The sequence below is a fragment of the Rhodospirillales bacterium genome, assembly GCA_016872535.1.
In the GTDB taxonomy this organism is placed as follows: domain Bacteria; phylum Pseudomonadota; class Alphaproteobacteria; order Rhodospirillales; family 2-12-FULL-67-15; genus 2-12-FULL-67-15.
On record VGZQ01000024.1, the window covers coordinates 21,428 to 40,583 of the forward strand.

The 19,156-nt window shown below is 64.9% G+C and carries 19 protein-coding genes; 9 read left to right on the forward strand and 10 right to left on the reverse strand.

Annotated elements, in window-relative coordinates:
- Positions 1-81: 81 nt before the first annotated feature.
- Complete coding sequence (locus FJ311_06630; protein MBM3951113.1) at positions 82-1,356, reverse strand: Leu/Ile/Val-binding protein; 1,275 nt, start codon at positions 1,354-1,356, stop codon at positions 82-84.
- A gap of 136 nt (positions 1,357-1,492) precedes the next feature.
- Here FJ311_06630 and FJ311_06635 point away from each other — a divergent pair, with 136 nt between their 5' ends.
- From FJ311_06635 to FJ311_06650, 4 genes are read left to right on the forward strand one after another with little or no spacing between them, the layout of a single operon-like run.
- A complete protein-coding gene (locus FJ311_06635; GenBank protein MBM3951114.1) occupies positions 1,493-2,359 on the forward strand; it encodes a branched-chain amino acid ABC transporter permease in 867 nt (288 codons plus the stop codon).
- 3 nt (positions 2,360-2,362) lie between these two features.
- Complete coding sequence (locus tag FJ311_06640; GenBank protein MBM3951115.1) at positions 2,363-3,394, forward strand: branched-chain amino acid ABC transporter permease; 1,032 nt, start codon at positions 2,363-2,365, stop codon at positions 3,392-3,394.
- Complete coding sequence (locus FJ311_06645; protein ID MBM3951116.1) at positions 3,391-4,119, forward strand: ABC transporter ATP-binding protein; 729 nt, start codon at positions 3,391-3,393, stop codon at positions 4,117-4,119. The genes FJ311_06640 and FJ311_06645 overlap by 4 nt, the downstream gene beginning before the upstream one ends.
- The gene (locus FJ311_06650) at positions 4,109-4,816 is read left to right on the forward strand and encodes an ABC transporter ATP-binding protein (GenBank protein ID MBM3951117.1); all 708 of its coding nucleotides are present in this window, start codon (positions 4,109-4,111) and stop codon (positions 4,814-4,816) included. The genes FJ311_06645 and FJ311_06650 overlap by 11 nt, the downstream gene beginning before the upstream one ends.
- Here FJ311_06650 and FJ311_06655 read toward each other — a convergent pair.
- The 8 genes from FJ311_06655 to phnA form a co-directional block, all read right to left on the reverse strand.
- Positions 4,813-5,499 carry a tetratricopeptide repeat protein gene (locus tag FJ311_06655; GenBank protein MBM3951118.1) on the reverse strand — a complete coding sequence of 229 codons (687 nt, stop codon included), beginning with the start codon at positions 5,497-5,499 and terminating at the stop codon, positions 4,813-4,815. The two genes, FJ311_06650 and FJ311_06655, sit on opposite strands and share 4 nt — an antisense overlap.
- A gap of 63 nt (positions 5,500-5,562) precedes the next feature.
- Positions 5,563-6,387 (reverse strand): phosphonate ABC transporter, permease protein PhnE, encoded by an 825-nt coding sequence (gene phnE, locus FJ311_06660; protein MBM3951119.1) that lies wholly within the window; start codon positions 6,385-6,387, stop codon positions 5,563-5,565.
- On the reverse strand, positions 6,380-7,204 hold the full coding sequence (gene phnC, locus FJ311_06665) for a phosphonate ABC transporter ATP-binding protein (protein ID MBM3951120.1): 825 nt from the start codon (positions 7,202-7,204) through the stop codon (positions 6,380-6,382). Before phnC ends, phnE (FJ311_06660) begins: the two co-directional genes overlap by 8 nt.
- 16 nt (positions 7,205-7,220) lie before the next feature.
- Entirely contained in the window at positions 7,221-8,072 is an 852-nt protein-coding gene (gene phnE / locus FJ311_06670; GenBank protein ID MBM3951121.1) for a phosphonate ABC transporter, permease protein PhnE, read from the reverse strand.
- Between the two features lie 81 nt (positions 8,073-8,153).
- The gene (locus FJ311_06675; GenBank protein MBM3951122.1) at positions 8,154-9,056 is read right to left on the reverse strand and encodes a phosphate/phosphite/phosphonate ABC transporter substrate-binding protein; all 903 of its coding nucleotides are present in this window, start codon (positions 9,054-9,056) and stop codon (positions 8,154-8,156) included.
- 95 nt (positions 9,057-9,151) lie between these two features.
- Positions 9,152-10,624, reverse strand: coding sequence for an aldehyde dehydrogenase family protein (locus tag FJ311_06680; GenBank protein MBM3951123.1), 1,473 nt, complete (start codon positions 10,622-10,624; stop codon positions 9,152-9,154).
- A 13-nt stretch (positions 10,625-10,637) separates the two neighbouring features.
- Positions 10,638-11,735 carry a zinc-binding dehydrogenase gene (locus FJ311_06685; GenBank protein MBM3951124.1) on the reverse strand — a complete coding sequence of 366 codons (1,098 nt, stop codon included), beginning with the start codon at positions 11,733-11,735 and terminating at the stop codon, positions 10,638-10,640.
- A 20-nt stretch (positions 11,736-11,755) separates the two neighbouring features.
- Positions 11,756-13,030 carry a phosphonoacetate hydrolase gene (gene phnA / locus FJ311_06690; GenBank protein ID MBM3951125.1) on the reverse strand — a complete coding sequence of 425 codons (1,275 nt, stop codon included), beginning with the start codon at positions 13,028-13,030 and terminating at the stop codon, positions 11,756-11,758.
- Between the two features lie 137 nt (positions 13,031-13,167).
- On the opposite strand from phnA, the gene FJ311_06695 reads away from it, so the two are divergent.
- Positions 13,168-14,049, forward strand: a complete 882-nt coding sequence (locus FJ311_06695) for a LysR family transcriptional regulator (protein ID MBM3951126.1) — start codon at positions 13,168-13,170, stop codon at positions 14,047-14,049.
- A gap of 3 nt (positions 14,050-14,052) precedes the next feature.
- Here the strand turns inward: FJ311_06695 and FJ311_06700 are convergent, their stop codons facing one another.
- Positions 14,053-14,496, reverse strand: a complete 444-nt coding sequence (locus FJ311_06700) for a tetratricopeptide repeat protein (protein MBM3951127.1) — start codon at positions 14,494-14,496, stop codon at positions 14,053-14,055.
- A 133-nt stretch (positions 14,497-14,629) separates the two neighbouring features.
- Here FJ311_06700 and hisD point away from each other — a divergent pair, with 133 nt between their 5' ends.
- The 4 genes from hisD to FJ311_06720 all read left to right on the forward strand — a co-directional run.
- Positions 14,630-15,916 (forward strand): histidinol dehydrogenase, encoded by a 1,287-nt coding sequence (gene hisD / locus FJ311_06705; GenBank protein MBM3951128.1) that lies wholly within the window; start codon positions 14,630-14,632, stop codon positions 15,914-15,916.
- 79 nt (positions 15,917-15,995) lie between these two features.
- Complete coding sequence (locus FJ311_06710) at positions 15,996-17,369, forward strand: extracellular solute-binding protein (protein MBM3951129.1); 1,374 nt, start codon at positions 15,996-15,998, stop codon at positions 17,367-17,369.
- 80 nt (positions 17,370-17,449) lie between these two features.
- The gene (locus FJ311_06715; protein ID MBM3951130.1) at positions 17,450-18,352 is read left to right on the forward strand and encodes a sugar ABC transporter permease; all 903 of its coding nucleotides are present in this window, start codon (positions 17,450-17,452) and stop codon (positions 18,350-18,352) included.
- Positions 18,349-19,156, forward strand: an 808-nt coding sequence (locus FJ311_06720; protein MBM3951131.1) for a carbohydrate ABC transporter permease, incomplete at its 3' end; no start/stop codon positions are given. The genes FJ311_06715 and FJ311_06720, both read left to right, overlap by 4 nt.

Here is a 19,156-nt window from a genome sequence, read left to right on the forward strand (position 1 = left end):
GTTGGGGACTCCTCCCAAAAAAAGAACCGGCGGGGGAACCCCGCCGGTTCGAACGTGGCCATGATCGCGTCGTCCCGCGATTCACATCTTGCCTTTTTCCGCCCAGGTCGGCGCCGGATACTTCATCTCGCATGCCGCCAGCTCGAACGGATAGATGGTGCAATACTTGCCGTTCTGCACCTGCATCAGGATCGGGCGGACCAGCTCGTTCTGGCCATTGGCCCCGAACTTGACGCCGCGATAGGGCACGATCAACTGATCGGCCGGGATGTCGGTCTGAGTCAGCGCGACCCGGATCTTCTCCGGCTCGGTCGAACCGGCGCGGTTGATCGCGTCCAAGAGCGTCATCATGGCGGTGAACTCGCGCGCCGGCACGTCGGAGAGATCCCGTCCGTTGGAGTGCTTCTTGAAGATCGCATTGACCTTCGAGATCATGGGGATGCGCTTTTCGAGGTCCGCGTTGTAGGGCGAGCGGGTGATCGCGCCTTCCGCGTCCTTGCCCATGGTCGAGATGAAGGTCGGGTCGGTGAACCCGGCGTTCTGCGCCACCAGCAGTTTCGGGTTGTAGTCGAGTTCTTTGGCCGTGCGCAGCATCAGGAACGTATCCGAGGTGTAGGACGACGGCAGCAGCACGTCGGCGTTGGCGGCCTTGAGGCGCTGGATTTCCGCGGTCAGCGACGTGGTTTGCGCCTTGTAGGCGATCTTTTCCACCACCTTGATGTTGTTGTCCTTCGCCAACTTTTCCTGGACGCGGGCGCTGTCGGTGCCGAAGGCGGTATCCTCGTGGACGATGGCGACGGTTTCGATCTTCTTGCCGGTCTTCTTGGTGAAGTCCTTCATGAAGTCGAACATGACGTGGGTGAAATGCTCGTCGTTGGGCGAAGTGCGGAAGAACCACTTGAGCCCGCGCTGGGTCAGCGCCGGTTGCGACGAGGACCCGTTGACGTAGGGAATGCCGGCGCGCTCGGCCACCTGGCTGGAAGCCGCGGTAACGCTGGAAAAGTACGCGCCGAACATGACGTGGACTTTTTCCTGGTTGATCAGGCGTTCGGTTTCGCCCTGGCCGACCTCGGGCTTGCCCTGGTGATCGGCGACGATGAGGCGGACTTTTGCGCCCTTGAGCCCGGGCAGGCCCTTGCTTTTCGCGAGCGGCAGCGGCAGGTCCGCGCCCTCGTTGACGATCTCGACGGCGGCGCGCATGGCGGCGACGCCGTCAATGCCGACTTGGGCGACGGGACCGGACAACGGCATGAGAACGCCGATCTTCACTTCCTGCTGGGCGTTGACGGCCGATGTAATAAAGGTGGGCGCGATCAGGGTGAGCGCGAATGCGCTCGCAAGCATTCTGGTTTTCATGGCGATTGACGAGCCTCCCGGTTCAAGGGCCATTTCGTTGGAATTTCGTTCTTTTTTCTAACGGAACCAGTCGGTAGATTCCAGGGCGCATTAGGTGCCGAAACCGCATAATAATGGGCGCCAGGGGGTATTTGGGGTGACGGGCGAGCTGATACTACAAGCGGTCGTGAGCGGGCTCCTGATGGGGTTGATTTACGCCCTGGTCGCGGTGGGGTTGAGCCTGATCTTCGGGCTGATGGAAATCGTCAACTTCGCCCACGGCGAATTCCTGATGCTCGCTATGTTCGCGTCTTTTTGGCTGTGGGCGCTGGGCGGGCTCGATCCGTTGTTATCGCTGCCGCTGGTGGCGGCGCTGCTGGCGGGCCTCGGGCTCGCCACCCATTACGGGATCATCCGCCGCGTGCTGGACGCGCCGATGCTGGCGCAGATTTGCGCGACATTCGGACTCGCGGTCGCTCTCCGCGCCGGCGCCCAGTACCTGTGGACACCCGACTTCCGCGTCGTCGGCGATCCCTGGATCGCCGGGCGCGTGCAGGTCGGTCCGATCTTCATCGGCCAGCCGCAACTGATCGCGGGCTTCGTCTGCTTGGCCGCGTTCGTGGCGCTGTGGCTGTTCGTGACCCGCACCGAAACCGGCCTCGCGCTCCAGGCGACCAGCCAGGACCGCCAAGCCGCCGCCATCGTCGGCATCCCGACCGACCGCATGTCGGCGCTCGGTTGGGCGATCGGTCTCGCGTGCGTCGCGGTCGCGGGTTCGATGCTCTCGACCTTCTTCTATATTTTCCCCGACGTCGGCGTGAACTTCGCGCTGCTTGCGTTCGTCGCGGTTGCGCTCGGGGGCTTCGGCAGCATCCTGGGCAGTCTGGTCGCCGGGGTGATGATCGGCCTGATCGAATCCCTGGGCGGCCTGTTGATCAGTCCGTCCTACAAGAACGTCATCGTCTACGCGCTTTATCTTGCCGTGGTCCTGGTCCGGCCCATGGGCCTGTTCGGAAGGTTCTGAGCCATGGCCGGCGATCGCGTCCTGTTGCTCGAATCCGCGCGGGGCGAAGCGCTGTGGCCCCGGCCGCCGCGGTCGCTGATGGTGCTTGGCTTCGGCGCGGGAGCGTTCCTGCTTGTCTACCCATGGCTGTTCCCGTCGCCGTTCTCGCTCCATCTCATGATCATGGTGTTCCTCTACGCGTTGATGGCGCAGTCGTGGAACGTGATGGCGGGTCTTTCCGGGCAGATCAGCCTCGGCCATTCCATCTTCTTCGGCATGGGCGCTTACGCGTCGAGCGTGCTGTTCGCCAAGTACGGCATTTCGCCGTGGATCGGGCTCGTCGTCGGCATGGTCTTGTCCGCGCTCGCGGCCGCGGCGATCGGCGTGCCGACGCTTCGGCTCAAGGGCCACTACTTCGCGATCGCGACCTTGTTGATCGGCGCCGGCGTGCAAATCGTCTTTTCGCGCTGGGAATGGGTGGGGGCGGCGTCCGGCCTCTATATCCCGATCGAGCGTACGTCGCCGTGGCTCTCTTTCCAGTTCCACGGGCCCAAGACGCCTTATTACTTTCTGACGCTCGCGCTGGTTGCCCTCGGCTACGGCCTGGTGTGGGCGCTGCGCCGCTCGCGCTTCGGCTTCCGACTGCAGGCCGTGCGCGACGAACCCGACGCGGCCGCCAGCCTTGGCGTCGCCGTTTCCGGCCACAAGGTCCTCGCCTTCATGCTGTCGGCGGCGATGATGTCGGCGGCGGGAACCTTTTACGCCCAATACGTCCTGGTGCTCGATCCCGAGCGGCTGTTCTCGCTCGACATTTCCATCATCGTGCTGCTGATGACGGTACTGGGCGGCTCCGGCACCCTGTGGGGGCCGGCGCTCGGCGCGGCGATTTTGGTGCCGCTTTCCGAATACAGCCGCATCTGGTTCGGCGGCACCGGGCGCACGGTCGATCTAATCGTCTACGGCATTTTGATCCTCTTGATCTGCATGTATCGTCCGCGCGGGCTCTTGAGCCTGCTCGACGAACGCTTGCGGCGCCGGTCGGGCGGGCGGCCATGACATCCCTGCTGCAGGTCAGCAGCGTAACCAAGAGTTTCGGCGGCCTCACCGCCAATTCCGAGATCACGTTCGACGCCAAGGAAGGCGAGATCGTCGGCATCATCGGCCCCAACGGCGCCGGCAAATCGACGCTGTTCGACCTGATCACCGGTTTTCTCAGGCCCGACGCGGGCGAGGTCCGCTTCGCCGGGCGCGACATCACCGCCATGCGCCCCGACCGGATTTGCGCGCTCGGGGTCGGGCGCACGTTCCAGAAGCTCAAACCCTTCGCCGACCTGACCGTCACCGAAAACGTCATGGTCGGCGCTCTCGCCCGCACCCATCGGATGAAGGAAGCCCGCGACCAAGCACTCGAAGCGCTCGCCTTCGTCGATCTTCTCGAAAAGCGCAACCATTTTGCGCGCGAACTTTCGACCGGCCAGCGCAAGCGGCTCGAACTCGCCCGCGCCATCGCCACCGGGCCGCGCCTGATGCTGATGGACGAGGTTACCGGCGGCGTCGACCAGCGCACCATTCCCGGTCTGGTCGAGTTGGTGCTGTCGCTCAAGGCGCGCGGGCTTGCCGTCGTCACCATCGAGCACAACATGGCAGTGATGATGAAGATCGCCGATCGCATTCTCGCCCTCTACGCCGGGCGTCGCATCGCCTTCGGCACGCCCGACGAGGTGCGCCGCGATCCCGAGGTGGTCGACGCCTATCTGGGAAACGCCGACCATGCTGCTTGAGGTCGAGAACCTCGACGTCGCCTACGGCGATTACCAGGTGATCTGGGACGTTTCGCTTACGGTCGCCGCCGGCGAATGCGTGGCGCTGCTCGGCCCCAACGGCTCGGGCAAGAGCACCGTGGTCAACGCGATCAGCGGCTTGGTCAAGGCGAAGGCGGGGCACATCCGTTTCGACGGCACGAGCCTGGTCGAACGTCCGACCCACCATCGTGCCGGCCTCGGCATCGCCCATGTGTTGGAGCGCCGCCGGGTGTTTCCGCATCTCACCGTGGCGCAGAATTTGCGCCTCGGCGCCTGGCATCCGGCGGCCAAGGCGTCGCGCGCCGCCGCCCTCGATCGGGTCTACCGGCTGTTCCCGCGTTTGGCCGAACGCGAGGACCAGATCGCGCGCACGCTGTCGGGCGGCGAACAGCAGATGCTCGCCGTCGGCCGGGGCCTGATGTCGGGGCCGCGCCTTCTGATGGTCGACGAGCCGTTCCTCGGCTTGGCGCCCCAGGTGATCGGGCAGATGCGCGCCATCTTCGCCGCCATCGCCCGCGAGGGCATCGCCATCCTGTTCATCGAGCAGAACGCGCGGCTCGCCCTTTCGATCGCCGCGCGCGGCTATATCTTGGAAAGCGGGCGGCTCGCGGCGGCGGGGCCGTCGCGCGAACTGCTCGACGGCCCGGAGCTCAGGCGCATCTTCCTCGGCGGCTAGCGCTTCAATCGCGAGATCGCTTCCGCGATCTCGGGCGCCATCTTGGCGTGCGCGGGCTTGCCGGCGGCGAGTTCGCCGGCCTTGGTCCAGGCGGCCAGCGCCCGCTCCGGCATCTTGAGGGTTTCATAGAGCTTGGCCAGCCAGTAGTGGGCCTCGACGCTGTCGGGCGCCTTTTGCGCCGCAGCTTCGAGGTTGAGCTTGGCGCGGTCGAGGCTCACCGGCGGCACGCCGGTCGATCCGTCGGGCAGCTTGCGCGGCATCATCGACACGCGGCCTTGCAGGATCATACCTTCGAGGTTGCCGGGATCGACCTCGGTCGCCTGGTCGGCCTCGGCGATCGCCTTGTCGATCTCGTCCCGTTCCAGGCGGGCGTAGGCGGCGGCGAGGTGCGGCCGAGGCGAGGTACGATCGATCTTCTTGGCCGCGTCGTAGGCGGCGAAGGCGTCGTCGTATTTCTTGAGCGCGCGGTAGGAATCGCCAAGTCCCATGCGCGCATCCAGCGAATCGCGGTTTATGTCGGCCGCTTTCTTGAATTCGGTTATCGCTTCCTCGTGCTTGCCTTGGGCGGCAAGCTCAGTCCCGGCCTTGACGTGGGCGGCAGCTTTTTCCTTGTTGCCCGGCCCGCAGGCGGCAAGCGCGAACACCACGACGAACGCGGCGGCGAAACGCGAAACGCGGATCATATCTGGGCACCCCTGATCATGGCGCGGGGAGTATAGCCGAAGCCGCCGTCCGGTTGAAAAGTCTTAAATCACCCGCGCGCGCAATTTTTCGCAGATCCAATCGGACACGAACACCAAGACGAAGATGACCAGGATGCAGGTCGCGGTCTGATGGTACTTGAACAGCTTCATGGTCTGGATCAACGAAAAGCCGAGGCCGCCCGCGCCCACCAGCCCGAGCACGGTGGCCGAGCGGATGCTGACGTCGAGCCGGTAGATGGCGTAGGAAATAAACGCGGGGATCACCTGGGGAATGATGGCGAACAGAATGATCTGCATCTTGGTCGCGCCGGTTGCCTGCAACGCCTCGACCTGGCCTTTGTCGACGCCCTCCACTTCCTCGGCGCAGAATTTGGCGAGCATGCCGGTGGCATGCAGCGCGATCGCCAGCACCCCGGCGAAGGGGCCTAGGCCGACGGCGCTGACGAAGATCAGCGCGAACACCAATTCGTTGATGGCGCGAAGTGCGTTGAGGAAGATGCGCGTCGCGTGAAACACCACCGGGTGCGGCGTGGTATTGCCGGCACCCAGAATGGCGAGCGGGATCGACAACAGGATGGCGATCAGGGTGCCCCAGGCTGCGATCTGGATGGTCTCGATGGTGGCGTCGATCAGCAGTTGGGCGTAGCTGAGTTCGGGCGGAAACATGCGGGTGAGGAAATCCCACATGTAGGGCAGGCCCCGGACGATCGCGCCCGGGTTCATGCCGATCTGGTGGCCGGTGAACCAGAGGACGGCGACGCACGGGATCGCCCAGATGACGGCGGTTCCCGCGCGCCGGCGGCGTTGGCGCGCCTCGCCCGCGAGCCCGGCAGCGACGGCGCGTTCGAAGGTGGTGGCGTCAGACATCGTCGCTACCGCCATTGTCGTTTCCGGCCGACCGCTCGCGATAATAGATGCGGTGGATCGCCTCGTCGGTCAGCTCGGCGGCCGAGCCGCGGAACACCACCGCGCCCCGGTTCATGCCGACGATGCGCTCGGCGAATTCGCGCGCGTAATCGACCTGGTGTAGGTTGCAGAGCACCGTGATGCCCAATTCGTGCGTCACCTGCTTCAGGTAGCCGAGCACCTGGCGCGCGATCTTGGGGTCCAGGCTGGCGACCGGCTCATCGGCCAGGATCACCTGCGGCTGCTGCGCCAGCGCGCGGGCGATGGCGACGCGCTGCTGCTCGCCGCCGGAAAGGGTGTCGGCGCGCTGGAACGCCTTGTGGTCCATGTTGACCCGGGCCAGGCATTCGATGGCGATGCGCTTGTCGTCCTGGGAGAAGTTGTAAAAAAGACTTCGCCATGTGCTGCGGTAGGCAAGCCGCCCGGTCAGCACGTTAGTCAGCACCGAAAGCCGCTTCACGAGGTTGAACTGCTGGAACACCATGCCGAAGCGGTGACGGATTTCGCGCAGGTTCTTGTTGGGGCCGGTGATCTCTTTGCCTTCGTGGATCACTTTGCCTTCGGTAGGCTCGACCAGGCGGTTGACGCAACGCATCAAGGTCGATTTGCCGGCGCCGCTCGGACCGAGGATGACCAAGAATTCGCCCTCGCTCACGTCGATGCTAACGTTATCGAGGGCCTTGATTCCGCCTTTGTAGGTCTTGGAAAGACCCTGGATCGACAATTCGGTCTTGCCGGTCTTGGGCCGGGTGGCGGTCTGGATGGCGACGGTGGTCATGGTCCGGTTCCCGTGTTCAATAAATGCGGCTTCGGATGTAGGTCGAGGCCATGTCGATGACCGTGACCATGCCGAGGATGATGAGCAGGATAAGTCCAACTTCGCGCCATTCGAACAGGCGGATCGCGGTCACCAGCTCGAAGCCGATGCCGCCGGCACCGACCATGCCGAGCACGGTCGCCGAGCGCACGCCGACTTCGAACCAATAGAGGTTGTAGGTGACGAACTGCGGCAGCGCCTGGGGCAGGATGGCGAACAGAATAACCTGCAGGCGGCTCGCGCCGGTCGCGCGCAACGCCTCGATCGGGCCGGGATCGACGTTCTCCATCGCCTCGGCATAGAGCCGGCCCAAAATCCCGCCGTAATTGACGGCGAGCGCGAGCGCGCCGGGAAACGGCCCCAAGCCGACCGCGGCGACGAAGAAGATCGCCCAGATCAGTTCGGAAATGCTGCGCAAGAGGTTGAGCACGGCCTTGGTCGCGTTGCGCACGACGGCCGAGCGCACCACGTTGCCGGCGGCGAGAATGCCGAGCGGCAGGCCGATCACCGCCGACAGGACGCTGCCCCAGACCGCGATGTAGATGGTTTCGAGCGCGGGCTGCCACACGTTCTCGGCGAATTGCCATTTGGGCGGCCACATGCGCGCGAAGTATTCGCCGATGACCGGGACCGCGCTGAACACCTCGCGCGGGCGCAGGTCGACTCCGTCGGCGGCCCAAGCGAGGAATCCGACGGCGGCCGCGACCCCGATCATATGCGGCAACCGCCAGCGCTTGCGTGCCGCGATTTCGGCCAGCACGCGCTCGACCGCGCGCGCTTGGCCGCCGCCCGCCTGGCTATTGGCCGAAACCGACATTCCCGTGGTCACGATATTCCGCCCGAATCCGCGCCCTGAAAAAAGCGAACGGCGGACGGGCGCGTCGCCGCGCCCGTCCGTCGCGCCCTCCGATCACTTCATCTTGGTCAGGTCGAGCTTGAGGACGCTCGCGATCTCGCGGATCGAGTCGTAGTCCTTGTCGGTCGCGGGGTCGAAGCGCGCCACCGTGCCCATCTCGCCGAACGGCAGATTCTTCACTTCGGCGAACGCGTCGCGGATCTTTTTCTTGAGGTCGTCCGGCAGCGACTTGCGATAAAGCAACGGATCGTTCGGGATCGCCGCCGACGTCCACACCACTTTCAGGGTATTGCAATCGGCGAGGCCCTTGGCGCAACCGCGCTCGTAGATGCGGTCGGCGACCGCGCCGGCGTCGACCTTGCCGGTGCCGACGGAAACGATGGTCGCATCGTGACCGCCCGAATACATCACCTGCTTGAAATCCTTCTGCGGAACGATGCCGGCCTTGGCGAACGCCGCCGACGGCACCATCGAGCCCGAGGTCGAACCCGGATCGACGAAGGCGAAGGTGCGGCCCTTGAGGTCGGCGAGCGAATTGATGCCGCTATCCTTCTTGGCGATGATGATCGACTGGTAGCTCGGCTGCATGGTCCGGGCGACCACGGTGACCGCGAACGCCTCGACCGGCGCCTGGGTGGTCGCCAACACGTAGGAGAACGGCCCGAGCAGACCGACGTCGACGTGACCCGAGCGGAACGCCTCGATGGTGGCGTTGTAGTCGGAGCCGACAAAGGTCTCGATCTTCATGCCCGTGTGCTTGGCGACGATGTCGAGGATCGCTTGCGATTGGCGCACCATGGCGCGCGAATCTTCCGCCGGGATGAAGCCGACCCGGAGCACGCCGGTCTTGGTCGGATCGTGGGCCTGCCGCTGCTGGGCCTCGGCCGTGGAGATCGCCGCGCTCGTCGCCATCAGGGCGGCGAGGGCGGAAAACGCCAGGGTTTTCGTTATCTTCATGTTGTCATCTCCTCTGCTAGAGCCTGCCTTTGCGAAATTGCGTCCCCGGTTCGGAGGGATTCCGTCCAGAGATCATCTTAAACGGTTTGGGCGGTTTACCACCGCAAGTTGACGTTCTTGATCTGGGTGTAGCTGAGCAGTTCCTCGAAGCATTCCTCCTGGCCGAGCCCGCTCTGCTTCCAGCCGCCGTAGGGCGCGCCGATGTAGCGCCCGTTGGAATTGATCCAAACGTAACCGACGTCGACCCGGTCGGCGGTTTCCATCGCCCGGCTGAGGTCGTTGGTCACGATTGCCGCGGTCAAACCGTACTCGACGCCGTTGACCTGCGACAGCATTTCGTCGAAGTCCGACCACGGCATGATCGACATGACGGGGCCGAAAATCTCCTCGCGGCCGATCTTCATGGCCGGCGTGACCTTGTCGAATACGGTCGGCGCGACGAAGTAGCCGTTATCGAGAGCGGCGTTCTTCGGCTTGCCGCCGCCGATCAGCAATTCGGCGCCTTCCTGCCTGCCGGATTCGATGTAGCCCATGACGCGCTTGTACTGGCGTTCCGACACGATCGGCCCGAGTTCGTTCTCGTCGAGCCACGGAAACCCGACCGGCAGCGCTTCGGCGAGCTTGACCAGTTCGTCGCGCACCGGCTTATGCAACGATTCATGCACGAACACGCGCGAGGTCGAACTGCACGATTGCCCTTGGCGGTTGAGATTCATGCCCTTGACCGCGGCCGAGGCGGCTTTCTTCGGGTCGGCGTCGGGGAAGATGATGATCGGATTCTTGCCGCCGAGCTCAAGGGTGACGCGCTTCAGGCCGTCGGCGGCGTCGCGGGCGATGGCGCGGCCGGTCGGCACCGATCCGACGAAACCGACCCGGCTCACGTCCGGATGCTTGACCATGGCCGATCCGGTGGCGCCGTCGCCGGTGATGACGTTGACCACGCCGGGCGGAAAGAGGCCCTCGCACAGTTCGCCCAGCTTGAGGCTGGAGAGCGGCGACTGTTCGGAGCCCTTGATCACCACGCAGTTGCCGGCGGCGAGCGGCGCCGCCGCCTTTTCGGCGCAGAAGCGGAACGGGTGGTTGAAGGGATTGATCTTGGCGACCACGCCGTAGGGCTGGCGGCGGGTGAAGTTGAGGTGGTTGGGCCCGTGCGAGGAGGTCTCGCCCTTGACCTCGGTGATGAGCCCCGCGAAGTACTCGAGCGAGTCGGCGGTCCAATCCATGTCGCCGCGCATGCCCTTGGCGGCGTTGCCGGAATCGACCGCATCCATGAGGCCGAGATAGTCGCGGTTGTCGCGGATGCGCTTGGCGAGCGCCTTGAGCGCCGCCGCGCGCTCCTTGATGGTCGTTTGGCGCCACTGGGCGAAGGCTTTTTTCGCCGCCGCCACCGCGCGGTCGACATCGGCCGGGCCGGCGAGCGGCACGTCCGGCAGCCTGCGCCCGGTCGAGGGATTGACGTGGCTGATGGTGCGGCCGTCGGCGGCCGCTTCCCATTTGCCGCCGATGTAAAGACCGCGCGGGGTAAACCCGAGATCGGGTTCCTTGGGAGGCAAAGCGACTTTGTTCATGGGGGTGTTTCCTTCAGGGGACGATGGCCGCGCGCAGCACGGAGCGTTCGGCGGCGCGCTTGATGGCGACGCCGACCTGGTCGAGCGGGAACTTGGCGTCGACCAGGGCGTGGAACGGAAACCGCGTGCGGTTGGCGGCGACGAAATCGAGCGCCTCGATCAGGTGGCGCGGATGGTAGTTGTGGACGCCCTTGAGCGTGACCAGCTTGCGGAGGATGAGGTTGGCGTCGATGCGGACGTAGGCCTCGGGATTGACGAGGCCGCCCAGCACGTAGCGTCCGCCGACGCGCACCATCTTGAGGCCGGACGGGATCACCTCGGGCGAACCGCACACCTCGATCACCGCGTCGGGGCCCTCGGGCGGGCAGAGCGCGCGCACCTTCTTGACCAGGTCGTCCTCGCCCATCGCACCCGGATCGAAGGCGGCGTCGACGCCGAATTTCATCGCCAGCACGCGCCGCGCCGCGACCGTGTCGAGGCCGATCACCAGGCGCGCGCCGCGGGCCTTGGCGATGGCCGCGCCGTAGAGGCCGAGGAGCCCCAGGCCCTGCACCACCACCGCCTCGCCCATGCCGATCCCGGCCGCCTCGGTGACCGAAATCATGGTGGCGACGCCGCAATTGACCGGGGTCGCTTCCTCGTCGCTCATGTCGGCGGGCAGCTTCAGGATCCAGGATTGCGGCAGGATGTAGCAGTATTCGGCGAAGCCGCCGTGGAAATGCGGGTCGTCGCTGACCGCCATGTGCCCATATTTCTCGACGCCGGGCGACTTCTGCGGGATGTCGAGCACCTCGGTGTAGTAGTTGGGGCCGCGAATGAAGAATTCGCTCCAGGTGATGCGGTCGCCGACCGCGAGTTTGTCGCCGCGCATGTCTCGGTCGATGTTGGAGCCGAGCTCGACGATGGTGCCGATGATCTCGTGGCCGAGCACACCGGGGCACGGGTTCGGCCGCCGCCCCTCGTAGGAGTGGATGTCGGAACGGCAGATGGTCGACATGCGGATTCGCACCAGCACCTCGTCCGGCCGGGTCGGGCGCAAGGGAAATTCGCGCACAACGAACGGCTGGTTGGGTGCGTCGTACACGGCGGCCTTGCCGCGGGCGGGTTTCATGGCGGTCGTGGTCTCTTCCCTCAGTGGGCGGCGGCGCCGTTGAGGGCGTATTCGAAGATGTGATGGCTCTTGAGGGCGCCCGCCTTCGCCTTCTGGGCGTAGACGTCGCCGACCGGCTCGCTGACGACGAACGGCACGCGCGCTTCCGACACGCCGCCGTGGGTGCGGAGCCGATGGCCTTCAAGACCCTTCAAGTCGTGATCGGCCTTGCTTGCGCCGACGCAGGTGCCCCGGTCGGAAATAACGGCGACATCGCCCTCGCGGTCGGGCGGCAGGTCGTACTGGGCGCATATGGAACGCTTGTCGAGCACGGTCTCGATCCCCTTGATCGGCTCGACCAGCTTCATGATCTGGTCGGGCTTCGCCTTGCCGCCCCGGCAATAGACGCGCACAAACCCGCCGAGCGCCCCGTGGTGGGCGACGAAGTAATCGGTGATCGGGCAGATGACCTTCGTGTCGCCCTTGCCGAATTCGGCGTCCAGAATGTCCTGGAGCCAGATGACGTTGGGCGTGCCGTCGGGCTTGGATTTGTCGTTCATGCCGTGGTCGGCGGTGAGCGCGACTACGGCGCCCAGGTCCGCGAGCCGGCCGAACTTCTCGTCCAGGTTCTTATAGAACCTGTTGGCTTCGCCTTCGCCCGGCGCGTACTTGTGCTGGATGTAGTCGGTGAGCGAAAGGTACATGATGTCCGGGCGCTCGCGCTCCAGGAGGCGGATGCCGGCTTCCAGCACGAACAGGGACAGTTCGGCCGAATACATGTCGGGCAGCGGCATGCCGACGAACTTGAGCACGCTGTCGATGCCGTGCTCGGCCTTGGTGCACTTGTCGGCCTGCTCGGAGGAGAAGTTGATGTTGCCGCGCGAGATGTCGAGCCCCTTGCCGAGTTGGCGGCGAAGCTTGTCCTTGGCGGTGATGGAAACCACCTTGGCGCCGGCGCGGGCGAATTCGGCGAGGATGGTGGTGCCGCGCAGCAATTCGGGTCCGGTCATCACCACCGCCTCGCCGGTCGCCGGGTCGAGATAGAAGTTGCCGGAAATGCCGTGGACCGAGGCGGGCGCGCCGGTGACGATCGACATGTTGTTGGGGCAGGTGAAGCTCGGCACCGTGCCGTCGGCGACCGCGTTGAAGCCCTGGCCCATAAAGCGGGCGACGTTGGGGATGATCCCGTCCTTGAGGCCGCGGTCGAAGTACGACGGATCGCCGCCGTCGATGCACACCACCACCAGCGGCCGCTTGGGCCAGCGGTAGTCGGTTCCGTTGACGCGAACGATCGGTTTGTCGCCGTTTTTCGGCATGTCGGGCCCCTCCACAAGGCTGATGGGCGAACGGTAGCGAATAGGCTATCATCTGAAAAATCGATTATTCAGCATATATCATTTATTTGACAAATATATGATCGAACCGAGACATAAGCGCGAAAGAGCGTTGATTCATGTATGAAAAATGGCTGAAGGCGTTTCACATGGTCGCCACCCAGGGTGGCTTCACCCGTGCCGCGCGCGCGCTCAACGTCGGCCAGCCGACCATTTCAAGCCACATCAAGGCGCTCGAGGACCATTTCCGGGTCGAATTGTTCCACCGCCAGGGGCGCAAGTTCGAGCTATCGGATACGGGGCGGAAGCTGCTCGCCATCACCCAGGGGCTCTACGGCCACGAAGCGGAAGCGGCGAGTTTTCTCCGCACCGTCGGCCGGAACGAGCGCGGGCTGCTGCGCCTCGGCGCGGTCGGGCCCTACGAGGTGATCGAGCTCGCGCACCGGTTCCGCGAGCGTTATCCGGCGGTCGAAATCGCGGTCAACGTCGCCTCGCGCGCCGAGATCATGGCGCGGCTTTCCAATTTCGAGATCGACGTCGGCGTGCTGGCCGACGACATCGGCGGGCCGGAATTCTTCTCCATGCTCTACGACCGCCATCCGGGGCTGGTGATGATGCCGGCCGGGCACCGGCTCGCGCGCCAGAAATCGCTCCGCATCGCCGATCTGCAAGGCGAGCCGGTGATCTTCCGCGATCCCTCGTCGGCGACCCGGCGCGCGTTCGAGGGCGCGCTCGCCAAGGCCGGGGTCACGGTCAAGCCGATCCTCGAAATCAACAGCCGCGAGGCGATTCGCGAGGCGGTCGCGCGCGGCATGGGCCTCGGCGTGGTCTCGGAACGGGAATACGCGCCGCACCCGGATATCCGCGCGCTGCCGGTGCGCGACGCGGCGATTCTGATTTCGGCCTACGTCACGGTGCTGAACGCCCGCCGTCCGCGCCCGCTGATCGAGGCGGCGATCGCGGTCGCGCGGGACGCCTCGCAGTTCCGGGTCAAGCGGTAGGCTTTATTTCGCGCGCCCCGCACCCGCGATCGCCTTTTCAAGATCGGTCAATTCCTCGCAGCCCTTGGGGCAGAGCGCCTTGAGCCGCGCCGCCACCTCGCGCGCCTTCGCCAATTGGTCGGTTTGGACGTAAAGCTCGCCGAGATATTCGAGCGCGCCCTTGTGCTTCGGATCGATCGCGAGCGCCTTTTGGTAATGCGCGAGGGATTGTTCGAAATCGCCGCTCTTGCGCAGGCTGTAGCCCATCAGGTTGTGGGCGTCCGCGTTCTTGGGGTCGGCCTTGAGGATGGGGGCGAGCAGGGCGATCGCGCCTTTGTAATCTTTCGCCTCGATTTTCGTCCGAACAGGCGCCAGTTCGGTCACCGCGCGCAAAGGATCGGGGTCGTCGACCGCGCCCGCGCTTCCGCTCCACAAAGCGAAGATGATAATCGCCGTCACCGCCCGCATGGGCGCATTCTATCATAGAAAAACCCTCGGCAGGTGTCGGGCTTGACAAACCCCCCTCGGAAAATATCCTCACCCGGCCGGTTCCGCGCCCGAAGCATGATTCTCCGTGGTGGGGACGGACGAGGGGAAGTCCATGGTCCGCTATCTGAAGCAGGCCGCACCGCGTTCCGCGCAGACCGACCGGCAGTTGGTCGAGCGCGTCCGCGCCATGATCGAGGACATCGAGCAGAATCGCGACGCGGCGGTTCGGCGCTATGCCCGCGACCTCGACAAATGGACCCGCGACGAGTTCCGCGCGTCGGCGGATGAAATCGCTGCCGCGCGCAAGGCGGTGAGCGCGACGTTCAAGGACGACTTCGCCTACTGCAAGAAGCAAATCACCGACTTCGCCAAGCGTCAGCGCGATTCCCTTCATGAATTCGAGGCCAAATTCGGCGACGGCATTTCGCTCGGGCAAAAAATCATCCCGGTCGAGGTCGTCGGCTGCTACATTCCGGGCGGCAAATATCCCTTGATTTCGGCCGCGTTGATGAGCGTGGCGACCGCCAAGGTCGCCGGCGTGCCGCAGGTCATCGGCGCCGCGCCGCCGCGCGAGGGCCGCGGCATCTACGCGCCGACCCTCTACGCGCTCGCCGAGGCGGGCGCCGACGACATCTTCACCATCGGCGGGGTTCAGGCGTTCGCCGCGATGGCGTTCGGTTGCGTCGGCATGCGCGCCGTGGACATGATCACCGGCCCAGGCAACGCTTACGTCGCCGAGGCCAAGCGCCAGCTGTTCGGCCGGGTCGGCATCGATCTGCCGGCGGGCCCGACCGAAATTCTGGTGATCGCCGATTCCTCGGCCGACCCCGCCCTGGTCGCGACCGATTTGCTCGGCCAGGCGGAACATGGGCCGGACAGCCCGGCGTGGCTGGTGACGACCTCGGAAAAACTGGGACGCGAGGTGCTGGCCGAAATTGACCGGCAGCTGGTGACCCTGCCGACGGCGGAAATCGCGGGCGCGGCGTGGCGGCGCTGGGGCGAGGTGATGGTCGTCGCCGACGACGACGAAGCGATCGCGGTAAGCGATACCTACGCCCCCGAACACCTGGAGGTGATGACGCGCCGCGACGATTATTATCTCGCCCGGCTGAAAAACTACGGCAGCCTGTTTGTCGGCGAGGAAAGCACCGTCGCCTACGGCGACAAGGGCGTCGGCACCAACCACACGCTGCCCACCGGCCGCGCCGCGCGCTATACCGGCGGGCTGTGGGTGGGCAAATTCCTCAAGACCGTCACCTACCAGCGCCTGACCGCGTCCGCGAGCCAGAAGATCGCGCCGATCATGGCGCGCATGTGCGCCGAGGAAGGCATGCTCGCCCACGAAGCCACCGCCACCGCGCGCGCCCAGCGCTACCTGCAACGGCCGCGCCCAGGGTGACAAGCGACGAGCTGACCATCAAGACATCCGACGATCAAGCGGGTGAACCATTTGCCCGCCAACTCCAGGGAGGAGACCGATGAGCATCGACAAGACCAACATTCCCCGCCGTGATTTTCTTGCCGGCGCGGCGGCCGGCGTGGCCGGCGCGAGCCTGCTAAGCGCGTTTCCGGCCGGCGCGCAAAGCGCCAAGACCGGCACCGTCCGTTGCTGGGGCGAGCCGGGACCCTACGGTGGCGTCGCGGTCGCGGCGATGAACGAATGGGCGCAGAAGAACGCGCCCGGCCTCAAGTTCGAGATCGAGACAATTCCGTGGGACGGCGTCTACGTCAAACTGATGACCGATCTCGCCGCGCAACGGCCCCCGTCCCTGATCAGCGTCGAATCGCCGATCGCCATGCAGTTGATGGCCGAAGGATTGCTGGTATCGCTCGACGACGTGGTCGACAAGATCGGGCGCAACCGGATCGCCGACGGCGTGAAGTGGGAATACTGGGGCAGCTGGAAGGGTAAGCAATACGTGCTGCCGGCCCATCACCAGCCGCACCTGTTGCTGGTGCGCATGGACATCGCCAAGGAGTTGGGGCTCAAGGACCCCGACACCTGGGACTGGAACGATCTGCTCGCCGCGGCGCGGACGATTTCGCAGAAAAAGCCGGACATGGCCGGATTCACCATGGCGCTTGGGCGCAATCTCTGCACCGATTACCACTTCTCCGCGCTGCTCCATTCTGCCGGCGGACGGATGTTCGACGCCGCCAACAAGTTCCAGGTGGTGTTCGACAGCCCGCAGACGGTCGAGGCGCTGACCTTCGTCAAGGAACTGCGGCCCTACATGCCCAAGGGCGCGGTCGAATACAGCTTCCTCCAGGTAGTCGACGCCCACGTCACCGGCAAGACCGCGATGAGCTTCTACTGGGGCCGCACGCTCGGCCGCGCGGCGGAGGAAAACAAGGCGGTGTTCCAGGCGACCGAGGCGTTCAACCACGCCCGCCATCCCAAGACCGGCCGGCGCCACAACTGGAACGATTTCCAGGGCTGGTGCATCCCCATCCGGAACAACCCGTTCATCGACGAAGCCAAGGCCGCGCTGGTGTATTACCAGACCAGCAAGGATTGGCTGATCAAGTACAGCCATTCGCTGGTGCCCAACGTGGCGCCGACCTACAAGGACGTGTTGGATGCGCCCGAGTTGCGCAATCACCCGATCTTCCAGGCCAAACCGCGCACGGTGCAGACGTACTTCAAGGATTCGCTCGCCCATTCGAGCAGTTCGGCGAACGAGTTGCTGCAAGGCGTCAATCCGCTTGCCGGCATCGTGCACGGCCGCTCGGTCTTGGCGCAGACCGTGCAGAAAGTGGTGATCGACAACATGGCGCCCGCGGAAGCGGCCAAGTGGGGCGCGCGCGAGCTGGAGGCGATCCGGCGCGACAACATGCGCCTGCTCGGTTGATCGGCTGATCGGCGGGCCGGGCGGCCCCGAGGCCGCCCGGCCCGTGCCGCTTTTATCACTCCCCGGCGCGTCGACAAGCCATGAATCGCAAAACCACCGTGCTGCCCGATCGGGTCGTCGGGCTTCTGTTCGTTGTTCCGTTCGTCGTCCTGGCGGCGACGTTCATGGTCTATCCGGTGGTCGAGGCGGTGCGGATGGCGTTTCTCAGCTACAATCCGCTGCGCCCCGACCTCACCACCTTCGCCGGTCTCGCCAACTTCGCGTTCATTTTCGAAGACCCTCTTTTCTGGGATTCGTTCTGGCAGGCGACCGTGTGGACGGTATTGTCGATCGTCTTTCAGACCGCGTTCGGCGTCGGCATCGCGCTGCTTCTCCACCAGGCGCTGGCGGGCATGGCGATATTTCGGGGGCTGCTGCTCTTTCCCTACATCGTGCCGACGGTCGTGATCGCCCTGATCTGGCGCTGGATCTTCAATCCCGAAATCGGCGTGGTGAACCACGCATTGCTGGCCGCCGGGCTGATCCAGACACCGATCTATTGGCTGTCGACTCCGGACATGGCGATGGCCTCGACCATCATGCTCAACGTCTGGAAATACACGCCGTTCGTGGTCATCTGCGTGCTCGCCCGGTTGCAGACGGTTCCGCTCGAATTGTACGACGCGGCCAAGGTCGACGGGGCGGGCGTGATCCGCCGCTTTCTCGACGTGACGCTGCCGCAATTGAAGGAAGTCCTCATCGTCGTGATCGTGTTCCGCACCATCTGGACGTTCAACAAATTCGAGGAAATCTACCTGCTGACCAAGGGCGGGCCCGGCACCTCGACCTTCAATCTCGCCGTCTATTCGTTCGAGCAGTCGATCGCCTCCCTCAGGCTCGGCGTCGGCGCCGCGACCGGGGTGGTGATGATGGTGATGCTGTTTCTCGGCAGCGTCATCTACCTGCGGGTATCCGGCTTCGGCGCGGACGAAAAATCGTCATGATCCGGGATCGCCTGGGCCCGGTCGTCCTCCGCCTCGCGCTTTACGCGAGTCTGGCCGCGATTACCTTCCTGGTTTGCTTTCCGCTGATCTGGGCGCTCACCACCTCGCTCAAGCCGAAGGCGGAAATTTTCGCCGTTCCGCCGACGCTCTGGCCGCAAACGGTCACGCTGGAGAACTATGCCGCGCTGCTCAGCGGCAAGTCGCAGTATTTCCAGGCCGAAGGCCAGGCGGCGGTCGGCACCTCGCCGGCCCAGTTCTTCGTGCGCTGGTTCGCCAACAGCGCGATCGTGACCTTCGGCTCGACGCTCATCAGCATCACGGTCGCGACCCTTGCCGCCTACAGCCTGACCCGGTTCCGCTATTGGGGGCGGCGGTTCGTTCCCTATTTCAGCCTGCTCGGCTACATGATTCCGTCCATCATCTTCGTTTTTCCGCTTTTCCTGATGATGGTGCGGATCGGGCTCACGGATTCGCTCTGGAGCCTGATCCTCGGCTACGTCTGCGTCACGTTGCCGTTCTGCATGTGGCTGATGTGGGCGTTCATGCGCTCGATCCCGATCGAAATCGAGGAAGCGGCCCTGATCGACGGTGCCTCGCGCCTGCAGGTGTTCGGCCAGGTGGTGCTGCCGTCGGCGCTGCCCGGGATCATCGCCGCCGGCATTTTTTCCATGATCGTGTCGTGGAACGACTACCTGTTCGGGCGCGTGTTCATGAATTCCCTCGATAATCTCACGCTCACGGTCGGGGTCATGCTGTTCTTCGAGGGCACGCACGTGGACTGGGGCCTTTTGATGGCGGCCTCGG

Excerpts from the sequence above, each read along its gene's own strand:
- FJ311_06630 (MBM3951113.1), bottom strand. The coding sequence starts at position 1,356 with ATGAAAACCAGAATGCTTGCGAGCGCATTCGCGCTCACCCTGATCGCG.
- FJ311_06640 (MBM3951115.1), top strand. The coding sequence starts at position 2,363 with ATGGCCGGCGATCGCGTCCTGTTGCTCGAATCCGCGCGGGGCGAAGCG.
- FJ311_06645 (MBM3951116.1), top strand. The coding sequence starts at position 3,391 with ATGACATCCCTGCTGCAGGTCAGCAGCGTAACCAAGAGTTTCGGCGGC.
- FJ311_06650 (MBM3951117.1), top strand. The coding sequence starts at position 4,109 with ATGCTGCTTGAGGTCGAGAACCTCGACGTCGCCTACGGCGATTACCAG.
- FJ311_06655 (MBM3951118.1), bottom strand. The coding sequence starts at position 5,499 with ATGATCCGCGTTTCGCGTTTCGCCGCCGCGTTCGTCGTGGTGTTCGCG.
- phnE (MBM3951119.1), bottom strand. The coding sequence starts at position 6,387 with ATGTCTGACGCCACCACCTTCGAACGCGCCGTCGCTGCCGGGCTCGCG.
- phnC (MBM3951120.1), bottom strand. The coding sequence starts at position 7,204 with ATGACCACCGTCGCCATCCAGACCGCCACCCGGCCCAAGACCGGCAAG.
- FJ311_06675 (MBM3951122.1), bottom strand. The coding sequence starts at position 9,056 with ATGAAGATAACGAAAACCCTGGCGTTTTCCGCCCTCGCCGCCCTGATG.
- FJ311_06680 (MBM3951123.1), bottom strand. The coding sequence starts at position 10,624 with ATGAACAAAGTCGCTTTGCCTCCCAAGGAACCCGATCTCGGGTTTACC.
- FJ311_06685 (MBM3951124.1), bottom strand. The coding sequence starts at position 11,735 with ATGAAACCCGCCCGCGGCAAGGCCGCCGTGTACGACGCACCCAACCAG.
- phnA (MBM3951125.1), bottom strand. The coding sequence starts at position 13,030 with ATGCCGAAAAACGGCGACAAACCGATCGTTCGCGTCAACGGAACCGAC.
- FJ311_06695 (MBM3951126.1), top strand. The coding sequence starts at position 13,168 with ATGTATGAAAAATGGCTGAAGGCGTTTCACATGGTCGCCACCCAGGGT.
- FJ311_06700 (MBM3951127.1), bottom strand. The coding sequence starts at position 14,496 with ATGCGGGCGGTGACGGCGATTATCATCTTCGCTTTGTGGAGCGGAAGC.
- hisD (MBM3951128.1), top strand. The coding sequence starts at position 14,630 with ATGGTCCGCTATCTGAAGCAGGCCGCACCGCGTTCCGCGCAGACCGAC.
- FJ311_06710 (MBM3951129.1), top strand. The coding sequence starts at position 15,996 with ATGAGCATCGACAAGACCAACATTCCCCGCCGTGATTTTCTTGCCGGC.
- FJ311_06715 (MBM3951130.1), top strand. The coding sequence starts at position 17,450 with ATGAATCGCAAAACCACCGTGCTGCCCGATCGGGTCGTCGGGCTTCTG.